The organism is Acinetobacter sp. YH12201 (genome assembly GCF_013418145.1).
Lineage (GTDB): Bacteria > Pseudomonadota > Gammaproteobacteria > Pseudomonadales > Moraxellaceae > Acinetobacter.
The window spans coordinates 1-18,433 of record NZ_VPCP01000011.1; the positions used below are offsets into that span (position 1 = coordinate 1).

The 18,433-nt window shown below is 44.2% G+C and carries 18 protein-coding genes and 1 pseudogene; 14 read left to right on the forward strand and 5 right to left on the reverse strand.

Features of this window, described 5'->3' with window-relative positions; translation table 11 throughout:
• The 8 genes and pseudogenes from FTU91_RS03845 to ychF form a co-directional block, all read left to right on the forward strand.
• A pseudogene (locus FTU91_RS03845) lies at positions 1 to 521 on the forward strand (IS4-like element ISAba33 family transposase); the annotation flags it as partial.
• A 112-nt stretch (positions 522 to 633) separates the two neighbouring features.
• Positions 634 to 1,836: an SfnB family sulfur acquisition oxidoreductase gene (locus FTU91_RS03850; protein ID WP_180081035.1), complete on the forward strand. Its 1,203-nt coding sequence runs from the start codon at positions 634 to 636 to the stop codon at positions 1,834 to 1,836.
• An 11-nt stretch (positions 1,837 to 1,847) separates the two neighbouring features.
• Positions 1,848 to 3,071: an SfnB family sulfur acquisition oxidoreductase gene (locus FTU91_RS03855; RefSeq protein ID WP_180043501.1), complete on the forward strand. Its 1,224-nt coding sequence runs from the start codon at positions 1,848 to 1,850 to the stop codon at positions 3,069 to 3,071.
• On the forward strand, positions 3,071 to 4,492 hold the full coding sequence (locus FTU91_RS03860; RefSeq protein ID WP_180043503.1) for an LLM class flavin-dependent oxidoreductase: 1,422 nt from the start codon (positions 3,071 to 3,073) through the stop codon (positions 4,490 to 4,492). The genes FTU91_RS03855 and FTU91_RS03860 overlap by 1 nt, the downstream gene beginning before the upstream one ends.
• A 15-nt stretch (positions 4,493 to 4,507) precedes the next feature.
• Positions 4,508 to 5,338, forward strand: coding sequence for a MetQ/NlpA family ABC transporter substrate-binding protein (locus tag FTU91_RS03865; protein ID WP_180081037.1), 831 nt, complete (start codon positions 4,508 to 4,510; stop codon positions 5,336 to 5,338).
• Positions 5,339 to 5,348: 10 nt separating this feature from the next.
• Positions 5,349 to 6,419 carry a methionine ABC transporter ATP-binding protein gene (locus FTU91_RS03870; protein ID WP_180081039.1) on the forward strand — a complete coding sequence of 357 codons (1,071 nt, stop codon included), beginning with the start codon at positions 5,349 to 5,351 and terminating at the stop codon, positions 6,417 to 6,419.
• Positions 6,400 to 7,059 carry a methionine ABC transporter permease gene (locus tag FTU91_RS03875; RefSeq protein WP_180081041.1) on the forward strand — a complete coding sequence of 220 codons (660 nt, stop codon included), beginning with the start codon at positions 6,400 to 6,402 and terminating at the stop codon, positions 7,057 to 7,059. The genes FTU91_RS03870 and FTU91_RS03875 overlap by 20 nt, the downstream gene beginning before the upstream one ends.
• Before the next feature lie 113 nt (positions 7,060 to 7,172).
• Complete coding sequence (gene ychF, locus FTU91_RS03880) at positions 7,173 to 8,264, forward strand: redox-regulated ATPase YchF (RefSeq protein ID WP_086195044.1); 1,092 nt, start codon at positions 7,173 to 7,175, stop codon at positions 8,262 to 8,264.
• A 66-nt stretch (positions 8,265 to 8,330) separates the two neighbouring features.
• On the opposite strand, the gene FTU91_RS03885 is transcribed toward ychF, so the two are convergent.
• On the reverse strand, positions 8,331 to 8,864 hold the full coding sequence (locus tag FTU91_RS03885) for a DUF962 domain-containing protein (protein ID WP_180043511.1): 534 nt from the start codon (positions 8,862 to 8,864) through the stop codon (positions 8,331 to 8,333).
• Between the two features lie 101 nt (positions 8,865 to 8,965).
• Between FTU91_RS03885 and FTU91_RS03890 the strand changes: the two genes are divergently transcribed.
• Positions 8,966 to 9,667: a Crp/Fnr family transcriptional regulator gene (locus FTU91_RS03890; RefSeq protein WP_180043513.1), complete on the forward strand. Its 702-nt coding sequence runs from the start codon at positions 8,966 to 8,968 to the stop codon at positions 9,665 to 9,667.
• 133 nt (positions 9,668 to 9,800) lie between these two features.
• On the opposite strand, the gene FTU91_RS03895 is transcribed toward FTU91_RS03890, so the two are convergent.
• Together FTU91_RS03895 and FTU91_RS03900 are read right to left on the reverse strand one after the other, a co-directional pair.
• Entirely contained in the window at positions 9,801 to 9,980 is a 180-nt protein-coding gene (locus tag FTU91_RS03895; RefSeq protein WP_180043495.1) for a hypothetical protein, read from the reverse strand.
• Positions 9,981 to 10,204: 224 nt separating this feature from the next.
• Positions 10,205 to 10,684 (reverse strand): hypothetical protein, encoded by a 480-nt coding sequence (locus FTU91_RS03900; protein WP_180043515.1) that lies wholly within the window; start codon positions 10,682 to 10,684, stop codon positions 10,205 to 10,207.
• A gap of 104 nt (positions 10,685 to 10,788) precedes the next feature.
• On the opposite strand from FTU91_RS03900, the gene FTU91_RS03905 reads away from it, so the two are divergent.
• From FTU91_RS03905 to dapC, 5 genes are all read left to right on the forward strand, one after another.
• Complete coding sequence (locus FTU91_RS03905) at positions 10,789 to 11,544, forward strand: AzlC family ABC transporter permease (RefSeq protein WP_086195040.1); 756 nt, start codon at positions 10,789 to 10,791, stop codon at positions 11,542 to 11,544.
• A complete protein-coding gene (gene ygaH / locus FTU91_RS03910; RefSeq protein ID WP_180043517.1) occupies positions 11,534 to 11,881 on the forward strand; it encodes an L-valine transporter subunit YgaH in 348 nt (115 codons plus the stop codon). Before FTU91_RS03905 ends, ygaH begins: the two co-directional genes overlap by 11 nt.
• Positions 11,882 to 12,051: 170 nt before the next feature.
• Positions 12,052 to 13,266, forward strand: coding sequence for a formate-dependent phosphoribosylglycinamide formyltransferase (purT, locus tag FTU91_RS03915; RefSeq protein WP_180043519.1), 1,215 nt, complete (start codon positions 12,052 to 12,054; stop codon positions 13,264 to 13,266).
• 30 nt (positions 13,267 to 13,296) lie between these two features.
• On the forward strand, positions 13,297 to 15,963 hold the full coding sequence (gene glnD, locus FTU91_RS03920) for a [protein-PII] uridylyltransferase (RefSeq protein WP_180043521.1): 2,667 nt from the start codon (positions 13,297 to 13,299) through the stop codon (positions 15,961 to 15,963).
• Positions 15,964 to 15,988: 25 nt separating this feature from the next.
• Positions 15,989 to 17,158 carry a succinyldiaminopimelate transaminase gene (gene dapC / locus FTU91_RS03925; RefSeq protein WP_180043523.1) on the forward strand — a complete coding sequence of 390 codons (1,170 nt, stop codon included), beginning with the start codon at positions 15,989 to 15,991 and terminating at the stop codon, positions 17,156 to 17,158.
• Between the two features lie 185 nt (positions 17,159 to 17,343).
• On the opposite strand, the gene FTU91_RS03930 is transcribed toward dapC, so the two are convergent.
• The gene (locus tag FTU91_RS03930; RefSeq protein ID WP_180081043.1) at positions 17,344 to 17,826 is read right to left on the reverse strand and encodes a glutathione peroxidase; all 483 of its coding nucleotides are present in this window, start codon (positions 17,824 to 17,826) and stop codon (positions 17,344 to 17,346) included.
• Complete coding sequence (msrB, locus tag FTU91_RS03935; protein WP_180081045.1) at positions 17,823 to 18,242, reverse strand: peptide-methionine (R)-S-oxide reductase MsrB; 420 nt, start codon at positions 18,240 to 18,242, stop codon at positions 17,823 to 17,825. The genes FTU91_RS03930 and msrB overlap by 4 nt, the downstream gene beginning before the upstream one ends.
• Positions 18,243 to 18,433: the final 191 nt, after the last annotated feature.

Below are 18,433 nucleotides of genomic sequence, written 5' to 3' on the forward strand. Positions count from 1 at the left end.
CCAAGAATCATAAAATTAGTGATTTATTTCGTCATCTTCAAGTTGGTCAAACTGAATGTCGTAAACGACGTATTTGGGTTGGTCGAGTGAAACTGTATATTAGTGCGCTACGATTAGAAGATGGAGAGCTTTTACTTGTTGTTTCTCCTATGTTTAATGCTTCTGCTATTCGTGATTATGCATTACGCTGGGAAATCGAAACGTTATTTAGTTGTCTCAAAGGACGTGGATTCAATCTTGAAAATACTCGTTTAACAGACCCTAGACGAGTCAAGAAATTGATAGCAGTGCTAGCTATCGGTTTCTGTTGGTGCTATTTAACAGGTGAATGGCAACATGATCGGAAAAAAGCGATAAAAATAAAGAAGCATGGACGACTTTCAGTAAGTTTATTTCGCTACGGTTTGGACTATGTTCAAATGGCTATTCTACGTTTGATTGGTTTTGGAAAAAAAGAAGAATTTAAGAAAGTGCTAGCAATTTTAAGAAAGAAAAAGCCTGATAGGACAAGGATCCTATGAAATTTGTCGTGTACAGAGCTTAAACAGGATTTTTCATAAGCTTTGCAAAAGCAATTGCTTAATTTTGAACTGAATTACTTGTAGCGTTCTGATATCGATTTAAGGTGTCATTATGTTTCGTTTAATTTCTGAAAATGTTCATGTAATTGAAAACGATCTTGAAGCTATTCATGCTGCGTATCATGTCGCAGATTTTGCTTTGGAAGGTCGCAATGAACGTGATCAACAGCGTTTATTGCCTTTTGCTGAAATTGATCTATTCAGCCAGAAAGGCTTAGGTGGTATTCGTATTCCAAAGCAATTTGGTGGTGCTTTCGTTTCCAATAAAACATTGGCACATGTATTCCGCATTCTGAATAAGGCCGATTCCAGTGTAGGACAAATCCCACAAAATCAGATTGCGCTGTTGAATATGATCCAAATGATGGGTACAGAGCAGCAAAAACAGTTTATTTATCAAGAAATTTTACAAGGTAAACGCTTAGCCAATGGTGGGCCGGAACGTAATACCAAAGATACCAAAACCCTGGCAACCACATTAACTTTTGAAAATGGGCGTTATTTTGTCGACGGCGAAAAATTCTATTCAACGGGCAGCAGTTTTGCTCACTGGCTCGCGATTAAAGCTATTCATCCAGAAGGTTATGTAGTACTGACTATCGTCAATGCTCAGGCCAAAGGCGTGAAAGTGATTGATAACTGGAATGGCTTTGGGCAGCGTACCACTTCAAGTGGCACAGTTAGACTTGAGCATGTTGAAGTTGATCCGCTACTGATTTTTGATGAACGCCTGCTTTCCAGTCAGCCCAATTACCGCGGCGCGTATTCACAGTTATTACAGGTTGCCATTGATGTCGGTATTGCTGAAGCGGCCTTTGCTGATACCGTGACGGCGGTGCATAAAGCACGCCCGATTGTCGATGCACAAGTGGAAAAAGCCAGCTTTGAACACTATACCTTGCAGGAAGTCGGCAAGTCTGCGGTGCTATTGGATGCTGCCATTTTGCTGCTTGATGAAGCAGCTGAATATCTGGATGAACTGGATCGGCTTGAATCAGTCACTGATGAACAGGCGGCCAAAGCCTCTATTTTAGTCGCTGAAGCCAAGATTTATGCCAATGATGCTGCACTGCATATCTCGGAAAAATTACTGGAACTTGGCGGTAGCCGTTCCAGTCTGAGTCAGCACAACCTGGACCAGCACTGGCGCAATGCCCGTGTGCATACCCTGCATGATCCGGTGCGCTGGAAATTGCATGCGCTTGGGGATTATTACCTCAATCACACCCTCCCTGCCCGCCACGCCTGGATTTAAGGATATTTGTCATGACTTCATATCAAAACATTATTTCATTTCATCCCGAGCAATTGGCGCATGCACATATTATTCAATCCGATGCAGAAGCGCTGGAAATTGCACGCAATCTAGCGCAACAGTTCAAAGCTGGAGCCATTCAGCGCGATGCCGAGCGCATTCTGCCTTTTGAAGAAATCGAAGCCTATAGCCAGTCTGGGCTCTGGGCCATTACCGTCCCAAAACAGTATGGTGGTGCAGAGGTCTCTAGCTATACCGTAGCGCAAGTGATTGCACTGATGAGTGGTGTAGATGGTTCCATTGGCCAGATTCCGCAAAATCATTTTTATGGCCTGGAGATCCTGCGCAATAGCGGCACCGAACAGCAAAAACAAAAACTCTATAGCGAAGTGCTAAAAGGTGCGCGTTTTGGCAATGCCCTGGCCGAGTTTAAAACCAAAACTGCTGCACAGCGTCAAACCGCGATACGCAAAACTGATCAGGGCTATGTGATTAATGGCGAAAAGTTTTATTGCACCGGCAGTTTATTTGCCCATCGCATTCCAACACTGGTGGTCGATGAACAAGATCAGCAGTTCCTAGCTTTTGTTCCGCGTAATAGCCAAGGTTTGACTTTAATCGATGACTGGAGTGGTTTCGGGCAACGTACCACAGGCAGCGGCACAGTGAAATTCAATAATGTGCAAGTGCTGGCTGAAGATGTAGTGCCATTTGATATTGCCTATTCAGAGCCAACCATCTCCGGCCCGTTTGCGCAATTGCTGCATGCCTCTATTGAAACCGGTATTGCCCGTGCCGCCTTTGAAGAAACTTTAAACCGTGTGCGTCAGGCCCGTCCGTGGATTGATTCTGGCGTAGATCAAGCCACCGATGACCCACTGACAAAGTTCGAACTGGGACGGATTGTCGCCGATGTACGTGCCTCTGAAGTTTTACTGAAACAGGCCGCCCGTTCAATTGATGCCGCCAGACCCGCACCGACCGCAGAAAATATCGCCAAAGCATCATTAGATGTGGCCAAAGTACGTGCACACAGTACCGAAACTGCCTTAAAAGCATCATCCAAACTGATTGAACTGGCCGGTAGCCGTGGTAGCCAACGCGAAGATGGTCTGGACCGCTTCTGGCGCAATGCCCGCGTGCACACGCTGCATGATGCTTCGCGCTGGAAATATTATTTCATAGCCAATCATATTTTAAATGGCGTATTGCCACCGCGCCGAGGGACATTGTAATGACAACAGCATCACAATCTGTACCCAAGAAAATCTTGTTAAATGCTTTTGATATGAACTGTGTCGGCCATATCAATCACGGATTATGGACCCATCCGCGTGATGAGTCGCAGCGTTTTAATGAGCTGAGCTACTGGACAGATTTAGCCCAAACCCTGGAACACGGCCTGTTTGACGGCCTGTTCATTGCCGACATTACCGGGGTGTATGATGTCTATCAAAACAATATTGACCTGACTTTAAAAGAATCAATTCAGTTGCCGAGTCATGACCCCAGTACTCTGGTTTCTGCCATGGCAGCGGTGACCCAGCATCTCGGCTTTGGGGTCACAGTCAATTTAAGTTATGAGTCGCCTTATCAGTTTGCCCGCCGTTTCGCCAGTCTGGACCACCTGACTCAGGGCCGTATTGGCTGGAATATTGTCACTGGGTATCTGGACAGCGCACAGCGATTAATTGGTGAAAAAGGCTTAAAAGACCATGACCTGCGCTATGAGCAAGCCGAAGAGTTTGTACAACTTTGCTATAAATTCTGGGAAGGTTCCTGGGAAGATGAAGCCGTTGTAAAAGACAAGAAAAACCGGATATTTACCGACCCTGCCAAAGTACATCAGGTCAATCATCAGGGACAGTTTTACCAAAGCCAGGGCGTGTTTCAAGTTTCCCCTTCCATTCAGCGCACCCCGGTGTTATTTCAGGCAGGTGCTTCACCGCGTGGAATGGCATTTGCCACCCAACATGCGGAAGGCATGTTTATTGGCGGTGATCAGCCTGCAAAAATCAAAAAGCAGGTCGATCAGATTCGTCAGCAAGCTGCCGATCAAGGACGTCATCCTGAAGATATTAAAATCTTTGTCGGCATTACCGTGGTGACTGCGGAAACTGATGAACTGGCACAGCAAAAGCTGGATGAATATCGCGCTTATGCCAGTCCTGAAGCAGGTTTGGCGCACTTCTCCAGTTCTGTCGGCATTGACCTGTCCAAATTTGACGATGATGAAGCGATCCCTTACCAAAAGACCAACAGCATTGCATCAGTCAACAATAAATTTAAAGAACAGCACATCAGCAAAAATGATTTAAAAGCTCAGCATGTATTAGGTGGTCGTTATCCCCTGATTGTCGGGAGTGGTGCAACTGTGGCTGAAAAACTGATTCAGCTGATCGATGAAACCGGTATTGATGGCTTTAACCTGACCCGCACCGTTGCCCCTGAGTCACACCATGACTTTATCCGTCTGGTGATTCCTGAATTGCAGCAGCGTGGCCGTTATAAAACAGCCTACGAACACGGCAGTTTAAGACACAAACTGTTTAATCAAGGCAACCGACTGTCGACCTCACACCCAGTTCAGCAATTTCGATGTCCAAGCTCCGCCTCAACTTCGAACTCTAACTTAAAGCAAAAACAATCCGCATAAATTTTGAGGTGCAACATGGCACAAACAGCAAAAACCAAACTGACCATTATCGGGGTGATTATTGCCGCAGTCATTATTGGACTGGTGGTCTGGAATCAACAAAAAAAAGCCGCTTCGGATGAACTGGTGATTGGCATTAGCCCTTCATTTGCCAAGCCTTTACAGGTGGCAGCAGTCGAGGCCAAACAGCAAGGCCTGAATGTGAAACTGGTGGAATTTTCCGACTGGAATACGCCCAACATTACCCTGAATCACGGTGATATTGATGCCAATTTCTTCCAGCATCACCCCTTTTTGGATAATGCCAAAAAAGAAACCGACTTTAAAATCAAAGCCTTTGCCAAAGGTGCAGCCACGCATGTGGGTTTGTATTCCAAAAAAATCAAAAGCTTTGATGAGTTAAAAGATGGCGCGAAAGTTGTGGTTCCAAACGACCCTGTAAACCAAGGCCGTGCTCTACTTTTATTGCAACAGGCAAAACTGATCACCCTGAAAGACCCTAAAAACCATCTGTCTAACCTGAAAGACATCGCAAGCAATCCGAAAAACTTGCAGTTTGTTGAAGTCGAAGGTCCACAAACCGCACGTGCAATTGATGAGGTCGACCTGGCTTTTGGTTATCCGCACTACTTGCGTTTAGCCAAAACCGCTGATCCCGAACAGGCACTATTATTTGACTCTAACAAGGACAACCGTTATGCCATCCTGTTTGCCGTGCGTGAGGATTACCAAGATAAAAACGACAAGCTGAAAAAATTTGTCGAGATCTATCAAAACTCGCCAAAAGTGAAACAGGCTTTGGATGCAGATTTCGGTGCCAAACTCTGGTTCCCGGGCTGGAAATAAGGAGAATACGATGGTGAGTTTTGGTTCACAGGTGGACTTCTCTGTTCCCCATATCAAGATCAGAAACCTGAACAAATATTATGAAGTACAGGGTCAATCGGTACATGCCTTGAAAAACATCAACCTGGATATTCCGGAAGGCAAAATTTTTGGCATTATCGGCAAAAGTGGCGCAGGTAAATCTTCATTGCTCCGAACTTTAAATGGTCTGGAACAGATCAGTGAAGGTCATATTCACATTCACCAGCAAGATCTGGCTGAACTAAAACATGCTGAACTGATCCGGTTGCGTCAGCGTATTGGCATGATCTTCCAGCACTTTAATTTAATGTCGGCCAAGACCGTATGGGAAAATGTTGCCCTACCCCTCAAAGTCGCCAACTATAACAAAGATGAGATTGAAGCTCGGGTCAATGAAGTCTTGCAACTGGTCGGTTTGAGTGAAAAAGCACACAACTATCCGTCCCAATTATCGGGCGGACAAAAGCAGCGTGTCGGGATTGCCCGGGCGCTGGTTCACCATCCGGAAATTTTGCTGTGTGACGAAGCTACTTCGGCCTTGGACCCGGAAAGTACTTCTGTGGTGCTGTCCCTGCTCAAGGAAATCAATCAGAAACTCGGCATCACCATTGTGCTGATTACTCATGAAATGCAGGTCATTCGTGAAATTTGCGATCAGGTGGTGGTGATTGAACATGGTGAAATTGTTGAAGCGGGTGAAGTGTGGTCGGTCTTTTCTAATCCACAGCAGCAGATTACTCAGGAATTGCTAAATCTGGAACAGCTGGAATTGCCTTTTTCGCTAACGCCAGAGATTATTGCCGACAGTTCACATAGCATTTTAAAACTGCGTTATGCCTCCAGTGTTCAGCATTCACCAGATTTGAAAGTGATTTTCGAGCAGTTCGATCATCCAGTTCATCTCTATCAAAGTCATATCGATAGCATACAGAACCATCTGGTCGGCAGTTTTATTGTGGCAATCCCCGATCTGCATATAAATACCACACTACTCCAGCAGAAATTAAAACAGTACATTGCACAGATTGAGGTCATTGGCTATGCACGACCAGCTCATTGATTTATTACTTAGCGGCACTATTGACACTTTGTTGATGGTGGGAGTATCTGCCCTGGTTGCCTTTTTTATTGGCTTGCCCATCGCTGTCATTTTAGTCAGTACTGCCGAACATGGCATCTATCCTTCCAAAAGCGTCAATCACGCTTTAGGCTGGGTAGTTAACATTACCCGTTCAGTACCGTTTTTAATTTTAATGGTAGCACTCATTCCATTGACCCGCTGGATTGTCGGCACCAGTTATGGGGTCTGGGCTGCGGTAGTGCCTTTAACCTTGGCAGCCACACCTTTCTTTGCCCGCATTGCAGAAGTCAGTTTACGCGAGGTCGATCAGGGTCTGATTGAAGCCGCCCAAGCGATTGGCTGTAACCGCAAGCAGATCATCTGGCATGTGCTGCTACCTGAAGCGCTGCCCGGGATTGTGGCAGGCTTTACCGTGACTTTGGTGACCATGATCAACTCATCGGCGATTGCTGGTGCCATTGGCGCAGGTGGTTTAGGCGATATTGCCTACCGATATGGTTATCAGCGTTTTGATATGCAGATTATGCTTGCCGTGATTGTCGTGCTGGTGATTCTGGTCATGCTGGTTCAGGCCACGGGCGATTCCATCTCCAGCCAACTGGATAAACGCAAAATTTAAATCCCTATCCATTTTATGAGTTTTCAACAAAGCATCCAGCCATGACCTGACTTTGTCATGGCTTTCATGTAAAATCAGCGGCAATTTTTAAATAACACGTTGTGAGTCATTTCATGGGTTTTAATTGCGGTATTGTCGGCTTGCCGAACGTTGGTAAATCTACACTTTTCAATGCATTGACTAAAGCTGCTATTGCTGCAGAAAATTTCCCGTTCTGTACCATCGAACCAAACACCGGTATTGTTCCTGTACCTGACCTGCGCATGGACAAACTTGCGGAAATCGTTAAACCACAACGCGTGCTTCCAACCACGATGGAATTTGTGGATATTGCCGGTCTGGTTGCAGGTGCATCTAAAGGTGAAGGTTTGGGTAACCAGTTCCTCGCAAACATCCGTGAAACTGATGCGATTGCACACGTGGTTCGTTGTTTTGAAGATGAAAACGTGATTCATGTAAACGGTAAGATTGATCCTCTGGATGATATTGCAACCATCAATACCGAACTTGCACTGGCTGATCTGGAAACTGTGACCAAAGCCGTAACGCGTTTGGCTAAATCTGCAAAAGGGGGCGACAAAGATGCTGTTGCCACTAAAGCGGTACTAGACAAAATTTTGCCTTTACTGGATGAAGGTAAACCTGCCCGTGCAGCCAATCTGGATGATGATGAACGCAAACTGGTACGTGGTTTCGGTTTAATGACTTTAAAACCAACCATGTATATTGCCAACGTGGCTGAAGATGGTTTTGAAAACAACCCTCATCTGGAAGCGGTTAAAAAATTGGCCGCTGAAGAAAATGCCATTGTGGTTCCGCTGTGCAACCAGATTGAAGCTGAAATTTCATTGCTTGAAGATGAAGACCGCGCTGAATTTTTAGAAGCAATGGGCATGGAAGAACCAGGCCTGAACATCGTGATTCGTGCCGGTTACAGCCTGCTTGGCTTACAGACTTACTTTACTGCGGGTGTGCAGGAAGTTCGTGCCTGGACCGTCAAAGTCGGTGCTACTGCGCCTCAAGCAGCGGGTGTGATTCATACTGACTTCGAAAAAGGCTTTATCCGCGCTGAATGTATTGCTTATGATGACTTCGTGCAATACAACGGCGAAGCTGGCGCGAAAGAAGCCGGTAAATGGCGTTTGGAAGGTAAGACTTATGTGGTTCAGGACGGTGACGTGCTGCACTTCCGTTTTAACGTTTAAACCATTCTGACGTTTCAAAACAGTTTAAAGCCAGCATGATGCTGGCTTTTTTATTTAGAGCTGTTTTCAGTTCAGATTCACGGTCTTGGCATCCATTACAGCGCGTTGCTTACGAGCTTCTGCCAGCATACGTTGCTCCAGCTCTTTCCGAAACCCGAACATAAACACCATTTCAGCCAAGACAAATAAAGGGCCGATCGCCAGACCAATCACATCATCCATAAAAGCCGGTTTTTTCTTTTCATAAAAATGGCCCACAAACTGGAATACCCATCCCACCACAAAAATGCCAATACTCAAGCTTAACCAGACCGTCGTATCCAGCTGCGCAATCCTGTAAGCAGATGGATAAGCAAGCGCATAGATGAGCAACATGATCAGGCCAAAGATACGGTCCAGACTGAGATAATACACTATACTTGCCAGTAGTAATCCTAAAGCCAAAGTCAGCTCGACACCTGAAATGACCACACCGGCATGTGCAGTCAGACACATGATTGAAAATACAATCAATGGAATACCCACAAAATGGGTATAAATATTTTTCTGGTCCAGATGATAGGCGGCATACTGGCTCAGTAATTGTTCTAATTTGGTCATGACCGTCTTCCTTGTTAGACTTATATTTTCATTTCACTATATAAAAAAATACCAGGACAAGTTGTCAGCTAGCCGACAACTCAGATTAAAAAGGAATAAAAATGCTCGAACCCATTTATATTAAACATTTAGAGCAGAATATCTGGTTTGCACAATTGCCTGCGGTATTTAAGGATTTTATTGTGAACTGTGCTGTGCAGCAGCGTTTTGACAAGGAACAAAGCATCTTCCGTTCAGGAGATATATTTAATGGGATCTATGCCGTTTTAGAAGGTGCGGTTCGCCTAGGTTATATTGACATTCATGGCAAGGAATCGGTGGCTGCCATTGTTGAACCGGTTATGTGGTTTGGCGAAATCTCGCTGGTGGATGCCCAGCCCCGTTCGCACGATGCGATTGCAACGCAAAAAAGCCTGCTCCTGCATATACCGAGTACCGCACTACAATCCCTGCTGCAACAACATCCAGTTTTTTGGTATCACATTGCGCAACTGACCAGTCAAAAATTGCGCTTTGCTTTTTTAGAACTGATTTCCATTCAAACGCAAAGCATCAGCCAGCGTTTGGCACAACGCCTGATGTTTATTTTAAATGGCTATGGCAATCATTTAAGTATTGAAAACAATGTCATTCATTTATCCCAGGAACAACTGGCACAAATGCTGACCTGCTCCCGACAAACCATCAATCAGGAACTACAAGCGTTGGAACAGCAAAATATTTTGTGCGTATCTTTTAAGAAAATTGAAATTTTGGATGTAGCGGAACTGCATCGCATCGCGCATGCCTTTCCCAATACTTAAATCGGAAGATGAATGAAATTTTAAACTATGAAAATAATTCAGAGATGTATACCGTTGCAGCATAAGCCATTTTATGGCCAAGCATGACAGGTGAATAACTTGCCTGATGATGGATTTATTTTACACATCGTGCTTATGAACGTAATTGGCACACATTGACATCATCAAAACCATTGGTGCATGGCGCAACTTCATATTCATTGTCCGATGATGACTGGATGGCTTGTAGCGGCTCTGCAGCTGTGGCAACACTACTCAAAGCACTTATAACGACAGCTATACTTATAGATAAAAACACTTTATTTAACATCATTATTACTCCTGATCGTTACTAAAGTTAAATACATTTAGAATTAAATTGAATTTTTCATCATAAAAACACAAATTATTATACATAATTTATCATTTTAAGATAATTCTATATATTTATCAGATTATCGTTTTATTCTCTTACTCATTCTTTAAAACTATAACAAAAAGAAAATACCATGACATTTAAGGCATAAAAAAACGAGGCCTTTGCCCCGTTTTTATTTTTTAAACTCCGACCTTTTTCGGATCGGTATTGCCCAGCTGCGGATGCTCAATCGCATCCTTACATTGCTGTTTATCACGTTCGTAATCGGCCTGTTTCTGGGCCACTGAGCTAGATTGATCCATCGTCTCACGCGCCCAGATTTCCAGACTGGTCAGGGCTTTACGGCAGAGCGCATATTTACCTTCAGTCACGGAATCAGTCATTTTGACATTAATGCGCCAATCCGTGCTGAGCTTGCGTGCAGGTTTACGGACCTGTTCTTCCAATACATCCAGTTTTTTGGCATAGACCAAACCATCCACCTGATTAATGAATTTCCAGGCTTCGTTGGCATAAGTGGTGGCATCATTGGTCAGCTTGGGTGCCGGCTTAATTTCAGGTTTTTCAGTATTCTTACTGTCATTTCCACAAGCCTGTAGCAAAACACTACTGCATAATAAAGAAACAATCAGCATTCCACGCGTCTTCAACATCCTCATATCAGGCTCGCTTAGATAAACAATTCGGCACTATGCTAGTGAATTCGAGTACAATACTCAATCATCATTTGACCTGTTGTTCAACTCTCCCGCAAAGGTGTGTCGTGTCTGAGCACAAAATCCCTCCAGTTCAAGCTGCCGGCTTTTGGCAAGGTGCTAAAGACAGCCAAGCCATTATTTTTACTTATCTTCCTGTTTCATTTGCTTTTGGTGTTTCGGCCAGCCAGTTCGGTTTTAGCTCTTGGGAAGCACTATTTCTATCCTGCTCCATGTATGCCGGTGCCAGCCAGTTTCTGGTCGTGGCTTTACTGGGTAGTGGTACATCTATATGGATGACTGCCCTCACCGTGATTGCGTTAGATATTCGTCATGTACTTTACGGTCCGGCCTTGCAAAACCTGATTCAGGACAAGCTGAATTTAAAGAAAACTGCCGTCTGGGCTTGGGGCCTGACCGATGAAGTGTTTGCCTCGGGCATGATTAAACTGTCACAACGCCGTCAGGAATGGTCAGAGTCCTGGATGCTGGGCTTGAGCCTGTTTAGCTGGATGTCCTGGGCTTTAGGTTCTTTCCTGGGTGGATTGTTTGCCGACCAGGTCAGTGCCTTACCGCAGTTTTTACAAGCCGCGCTGGATTTCTTGCTGCCAGCCTTATTCCTCAGCTTCCTGCTCGCTGCCTTTGAAAAGAAACATACCTTTATTGTCACGGTCTGTTTAATTGTTTCCGCGATTGCCTGCTATTTCATTAATTTGTCAGCAGCCATTTTTATTGGCATCTTATCCGGTATTTTGGCTGGCCTATTTAAACACTATGTTTTAAAACAGCATGATGATGCATTGGGAGAAGCCCATGAATCTTGAAATTATTCTGGTCGGGATCATTGTCGGCATTGCCAATTTTGCTTCGCGTTTTGGTCCTTTTTATGTCATTCAAAAACATCAGCAAAATTCTCAAAAGCGTGGCTCAGTCTGGATCAGAATAGCTTTAGGCAGTATTGGCATTGCCGCGATCAGTTCCATGCTGGTGGTGGCAACTCTCCCCCCCTTGATGGAAAGCCCCAATAAAAGCTTCGCCATGCTTGTAGGTTTCCTGACCTTAACCGGGCTCTATTTTAAGTTTAAGAAGATTGTCCCGGCGACTTTAACCGCCGCCTTGACCTATGGTTTGATTTACACTTATCTGCCCGTTTCCTTCTAAGTGTTTTAAAAGTCTCCTCTTTTTAAAGGGGCGACTTAGCGGGAGTTAAAATTAAGGCTAGAGATCACTTTATAAATAAAATTGTTGGACAATATCATTATTTTATGTGAATCCGGGCTTAATTCACCAATCAGTTCTGCTATGCTAAAAGTCCATAAAATCAAGCATGGATGATTTACATGAGCGTGACTATTGGTACTCCCCTTCAAGCTTCTGCCTTTAAAGTTTTGTTATTAGGTTCAGGAGAGCTTGGTAAAGAAGTGGTGATTTCTCTGCAACGTTTAGGTGTAGAAGTTCATGCAGCAGACCGTTATGACCATGCTCCTGCCATGCAAGTTGCACATTATGCTTATACCTTGAATATGGCAGATGCCGAAGAACTCAAACAACTGATTGAAAAAATCAAACCCAATCTGATTGTGCCCGAAATTGAAGCCATCGCAACTCAGGTTCTGGTTGAAATCGAACAACAAAATATTGCCACCGTGATTCCTTCAGCAAAAGCCGTCAACCTGACCATGAACCGCGAAGGCATTCGCCGTCTGGCAGCAGAAGAACTGGGCTTGCCGAGCTCAGCTTACCGTTTTGCCGACTCGATTGAATCATTCCGTGCAGCCTGTGATGACATTGGCTATCCCAACTTTGTTAAACCGGTAATGTCTTCTTCCGGCAAGGGACAATCACGAGTTAAGAACTTTGATGAAGTCGATGAGGCCTGGGAATATGCGCAAACCGGTGGCCGGGTCAATCAGGGTAAAGTGATTGTGGAATCACAAATCGATTTTGACTTTGAAATTACCTTGCTCACAGTTCGTGCCAAAAATGCTGAAACAGGTGAAATCGAAACCCAATACTGCGACGCGATTGGACACCGTCAGGACTCTGGCGATTATGTCGAAAGCTGGCAACCTCAGGCCATGACTCCAGTGGCTTTAGAAGAAGCTAAGCGCATTGCACATAAAGTCACGGCTGCTTTAGGCGGCTGCGGTATTTTCGGCGTGGAACTGTTTGTCAAAGGCGATAAAGTATGGTTTAGTGAAGTATCTCCACGTCCGCATGACACAGGGCTTGTTACCCTTGCATCGCAATTCCAGAGCGAATTTGAATTACATGCACGTGCCATTTTAGGTCTGCCGGTAAATACATCTCGTCATAGTGTTGCAGCCAGTGCCGTCATTTATGCAGGCGTTGATGATCGCAATTTGTCTTTTTCTGGCTTAAATCTTGCTTTAGCCAACCCAAACACCGATTTACGCCTTTTTGGTAAACCCGAAGGTTTTAAACGTCGTCGTATGGGGGTCGCAACTGCACGTGCTGAAACAACAGATCAGGCACGTAAACTTGCACTAGAGACTGCGTCTCAAGTCAGTGTTCAACAAAACTAAACTTGTAACCTTATTAACGGACCACTGTTCATGATCAATACTTCTCCACTGCTGAATTACGTTAAAAGTAACCATGACATTCAGGCGATCAATCAATGGCGCACCGATGTTGAAAATCAGCTTCAGGAAAGTTTTGAAAATGGACAGTCAATCCGGGAAATTATCCTGGCCCGCTCCCATTTGATTGATGAAGCCCTGGAGTTTCTCTGGAGACATGCTGAACTTGACCAGACCGATCTGGGCCTGTTTGCCGTGGGTGGTTATGGCCGTCGGGAAATGCTGCCTTATTCCGATGTCGATATCATGATTTTATCGGAAAATGATATTACTGCCGAGCAGGAAAAACTGATTTCTACTTTTATCTCCTCGCTTTGGGATGTCGGTAATTTCAAACCCGGTATTAGTGTACGCACCATTTACGAATGTGTGGAACAGGCCACCAATGATTTGACCGTCGCGACTGCGCTGATTGAATCGCGTTTAATTAGTGGTAACCGGCATTTGGCCAAATGGCCACGCCGTATTGTTTCGCAAACCTGGACCGATAAAACCTTTTTTGATGCCAAAATGGATGAGCAGGCAAAGCGCTATGCTCAGCACAACAATACCGAAAGCAATCTGGAACCGGACATTAAAAATGCGCCGGGAGGCATCCGCGATATCAACCAGATTGGCTGGATTGCCAAACGTCACTTCCGGGTCAACCGTATTTATGACCTAGTGCATTTAGGCTTTATTTCAGAGTTCGAACTGGGTGTGCTAGAAGAAGCTGAAAGCTTTTTATGGGAAATCCGTCATCATCTGCACCGCCTCACCAAACGCGATGAAAACCGCTTATTGTTCGATTATCAGCGTGATATTGCGGCCCTGTTTGGCTATACACGTGAAGAAGATAAATCGCCGAATTATCCGATTGAACAATTCATGAAGCGTTATTATCGTAGCGCACAGCAGGTATCCACCTTAAATGAAATGCTGCTGGCTTACTTTAATGAATCTGTGATTACCCCACGTTTGCCCAACTACGAACGTAAAATTGAAGAAATTAACGAAAATTTCAAACTGGTCGATGGCAAACTAGCGGTACAGCATCATAAAATTTTCTCGGAACGTCCCAGTGCAATCCTGGAAATCTTCTATTTATTGGCAAATCGCCCTGAAATTGAAGGCATCCGTGCCCGCACTTTACGTCTGCTCACCCTTGCAGCCAAACGCATTAATCAAGATTATCGCGATAATCCCGAACACCAAGCCCTGTTTATGGCGATCATCCGTTCACCGCATCGCCTGTATGATACGCTGGTGGCGATGAAACGTTATGGCGTGCTCGGCAATTATATTCCGGCCTTTGGGCAAATTATGGGGCTGATGCAATATGACCTGTTCCACATCTATACCGTAGATGCCCATACCCTGTTATTGCTGCGTAATTTAAACCGCTTTAAAGAACCTGAATTTGCCAAAGATTTCCCGGTGGTCAGTTCAGTGTTCCAACGTCTTCGCCGTCGCGACATTGTTTATCTGGCGGCCTTGTTCCATGACATTGCCAAAGGCCGTGGCGGTGACCATAGTGAACTGGGTGCAGAAGATGCGATTGCATTCTGCCGGAAACATGGCTTTACCGAACGTGAATGCAATCTGGTGGCCTGGCTGATTCAAAGTCATTTACTGATGTCGATGACTGCACAGAAAAAAGATATTTCCGATCCGGATGTAGTTCAAGATTTTGCTGAAAAACTCGGTGATATGGAGCATCTGGATTATCTGTATACCTTAACTGTTGCAGATATTAACGCGACCAATCCCAAACTCTGGAATACCTGGCGTGCTTCCTTAATGCGTCAGCTTTATACCCATGCACGGGATGTGATTCGTACCGGTCTTGGACATCCGGTGGATTATCAAATGCTGATTGAAGACACCAAATTTGCTGCCAGTGAATTATTGGTCAATGACTTCTCTCTGGCCAATGTCGAAAAAGTCTGGCAAGAACTGGGCGATGAATATTTTATTAAAGAATCAGCCGATGAAATTGCCTGGCATACCCGTGCCATATTGCAGCATGGCAACAACACCGAACCTCTGGTCTTGATGCGTGCCCATCGCCAGTCGGCACAAGATGCGGTACAGATCTTTATTTACACTCAGGATCAACCGAATCTATTTGCCACCACCGTTGCCATTTTGGACCGGATGAATCTGGACGTTCAGGATGCACGGATTATCACCGCATCAACGGCCTTTAGTCTGGACACCTATGTGGTGTTAGATCGTTTTGGTACCTTGCTGACCGACCCTGAGCGTGAACAGACGGTTATTGATGCTTTGGTCAAGGCGTTAAGCGAGTCAGATAAATACCCGGGCTTAATGCAACGTCGTATTCCACGCCAATTACGCCATTTTGATATTGAAAATACCGTGGATATCACCCTGAATGCCGCTTTACAGCAAAACATGGTTGAAATTGCAACGCTCGACCATCCGGGTTTACTTGCTAAAGTAGGTGGTTTATTTATGATGCAGGGTTTAGATATTCATTCTGCTAGAATTGCTACCTTGGGTGAGCGTGCAGAAGATATTTTCTTTGTCACCAAAAAAGATGGTAAGCCAATGACTGATTCAGAAGCTGAAATTTTTGCTGCCCAATTGAAGTCAGCTCTGGATGAAGCCTCAAGTCTAGTCTCTGGTCACCACTAACTTAAATTTACGCGGTATCGATTTCATGAACTCAAGTTTGTCATTATTGCATCCTTATCCTTTTGAAAAGTTAAATAAGCTTTTTCAGGATATCCAAACTGCAGATTTACCCCTTATTGCCTTATCAATTGGTGAGCCAAAGCATCCGGCACCCGAGTTTGTAAAACAGGCCATTATTGACAACTTCCAGCATTTATCGACTTACCCGAACAGCAAAGGCTTACCTGAATTACGTCAAAGCATTGCCAACTGGCTCACACGTCGCTTCAAGCTCAATAGCATCAGTGCAGAGAGCAATGTATTGCCAGTTTCTGGAACTCGTGAAGCCATTTTTTCTTTTGTTCAGGCTTTAGTGAACCGTGAAGATACCCCTTATGTGGTGATGCCAAATCCTTTCTATCAAATTTATGAAGGTGCAACCTTGCTTGCGGGTGCCAAACCTTACTTCATTAATTGCACAGAAGAAAATAACTATCTGGGTGATTTTGATGCGGTTCCTGCAGAAGTGTGGGAAAAAACTGCATTGCTATTTGTCTGTACCCCAGGCAACCCGACTGGTGCAGTATTGTCAAAAGAGCAATTTAAAAAACTGATCGCACTTTCAGACCAGTACAATTTTGTCATTGCCTCAGATGAATGCTATTCAGAACTCTGGTTTGATGAGGCACCAGTAGGCTTGCTTGAAGTCTGTGCTGAAATCGGCCGTGATGATTACAAAAACTGTGTGGTGTTCCACTCCCTGTCTAAGCGTTCAAACCTGCCGGGTATGCGTTCCGGCTTTGTTGCCGGTGATGCCACTTTACTGAAACCATATTTACAATACCGTACCTATCATGGTGCTGCCATGCCGGTTCAGCACCAGCTGGCGTCAATCGCGGCATGGGATGATGAAGTGCATGTAGAAGAAAACCGTAAGTTGTACCGTGCCAAATTTGAATTATTCCAAAATGAACTGGGGCATTTACTGCCACTGAAAAAACCGGATGCAGGTTTCTATTACTGGTTAAAAGTAGACAATGATGAAACTTTTGCCAAAATGTTGATGGAAAAAGCCCATATTAAAGTCCTGCCTGGCCGTTATCTGTCACGTGATACTGAGCAAGGCAATCCAGGTGAAAATCATGTTCGTATGGCATTGGTCGCCGATATCGCACAATGTGAACAAGCCATTCAGCGTCTTAAAGCCATTCTTTAATGAATTAAAGGGACAATAAGATCAAGCATCATCCACTGTTTCACCAGTGGATGATTGGCTTATAGCGTATGGATTAAATGACCTGTTGATTGCATTTGTGAAAATGAAATAGATTTCTAAGTCTGTAAAATAAAATAGGGCGATTCATGAATCGCCCTATTTTATTTATTTTCTATTATTCCAGCTTACTGCGCTAAAGCTGCTTCAATTTCACTTTCCAGCTCTTCAGGTTTAGTGGTGGGTGCGAAACGATTGAGCACCTTGCCATCTTTGCCAATCAAGAATTTGGTAAAATTCCATTTAATGCCATTGCCTAAAATTCCTTTACTGTTATTGGTCAAATAGCGAAATAAAATGTGCGCTTCAGGCCCTTTTACATCCACTTTGGCAAACATCGGGAAACTCACGCCGTAATTTTTTTGGCAGAATGCACCAATCTGTTCATTGGAACCCGGATCTTGCCCACCAAACTGATTACAGGGAAATCCCAATACCTCAAACCCCTGATCTTTGTATTTTGCATACAACTTTTCAAGACCAGCAAACTGGGGAGTAAAACCGCATTTACTTGCGGTATTTACAATTAATAAAACTTTACCTTGATAATCGGTAAATGATTTATTTTTTCCATCTAACAACTCAGCCTCAAACTGATAAATGTTGGTCATGGATAGGTTTCCTCGTCACTTTTTTCTTGTGTTTTTAATTCTAAAGAAGCTGAATTTACGCAATAGCGCAATCCTGTAGGTTGTGGACCATCTTCAAAAACATGGCCTAAATGTGCGCCACAATGATGGCAAACAATTTCAGTTCTGACCATACCATGCGTCGAATCCTGATGTTCTTCAATGACCGAACTATTTACAGGGCGATAAAAACTTGGCCAGCCACTACCACTGTCATATTTAGTTTCGGAAGAGAATAATTCTGTCCCACAGCAACGGCAAAGATAAGTCCCTGCCTGCTTGGTATTCCAGTATTTACCGGTAAATGCTGGCTCCGTCCCCTTTTGTCGCGTAATGCGAAACTCTTCTGGTGATAACTCTCTTTGCCATTCTCTTTCTGTTTTATTGAGTTTTCCCATGATGACGTCCCTTTATATCGTGCTATTTAAAATAGGATAATCGTATATTTACGTCATTCAATCTTAAATTTCTAGTCTTTATTCAACAATTTACAAAATCAATATAATGACTCAAAAAGCAAAAAGTAAGCAAATATAAAATCATGGTAAGCAATTCTGAAAATTAAATGCTTTTTTGTAAGCAAATTTAG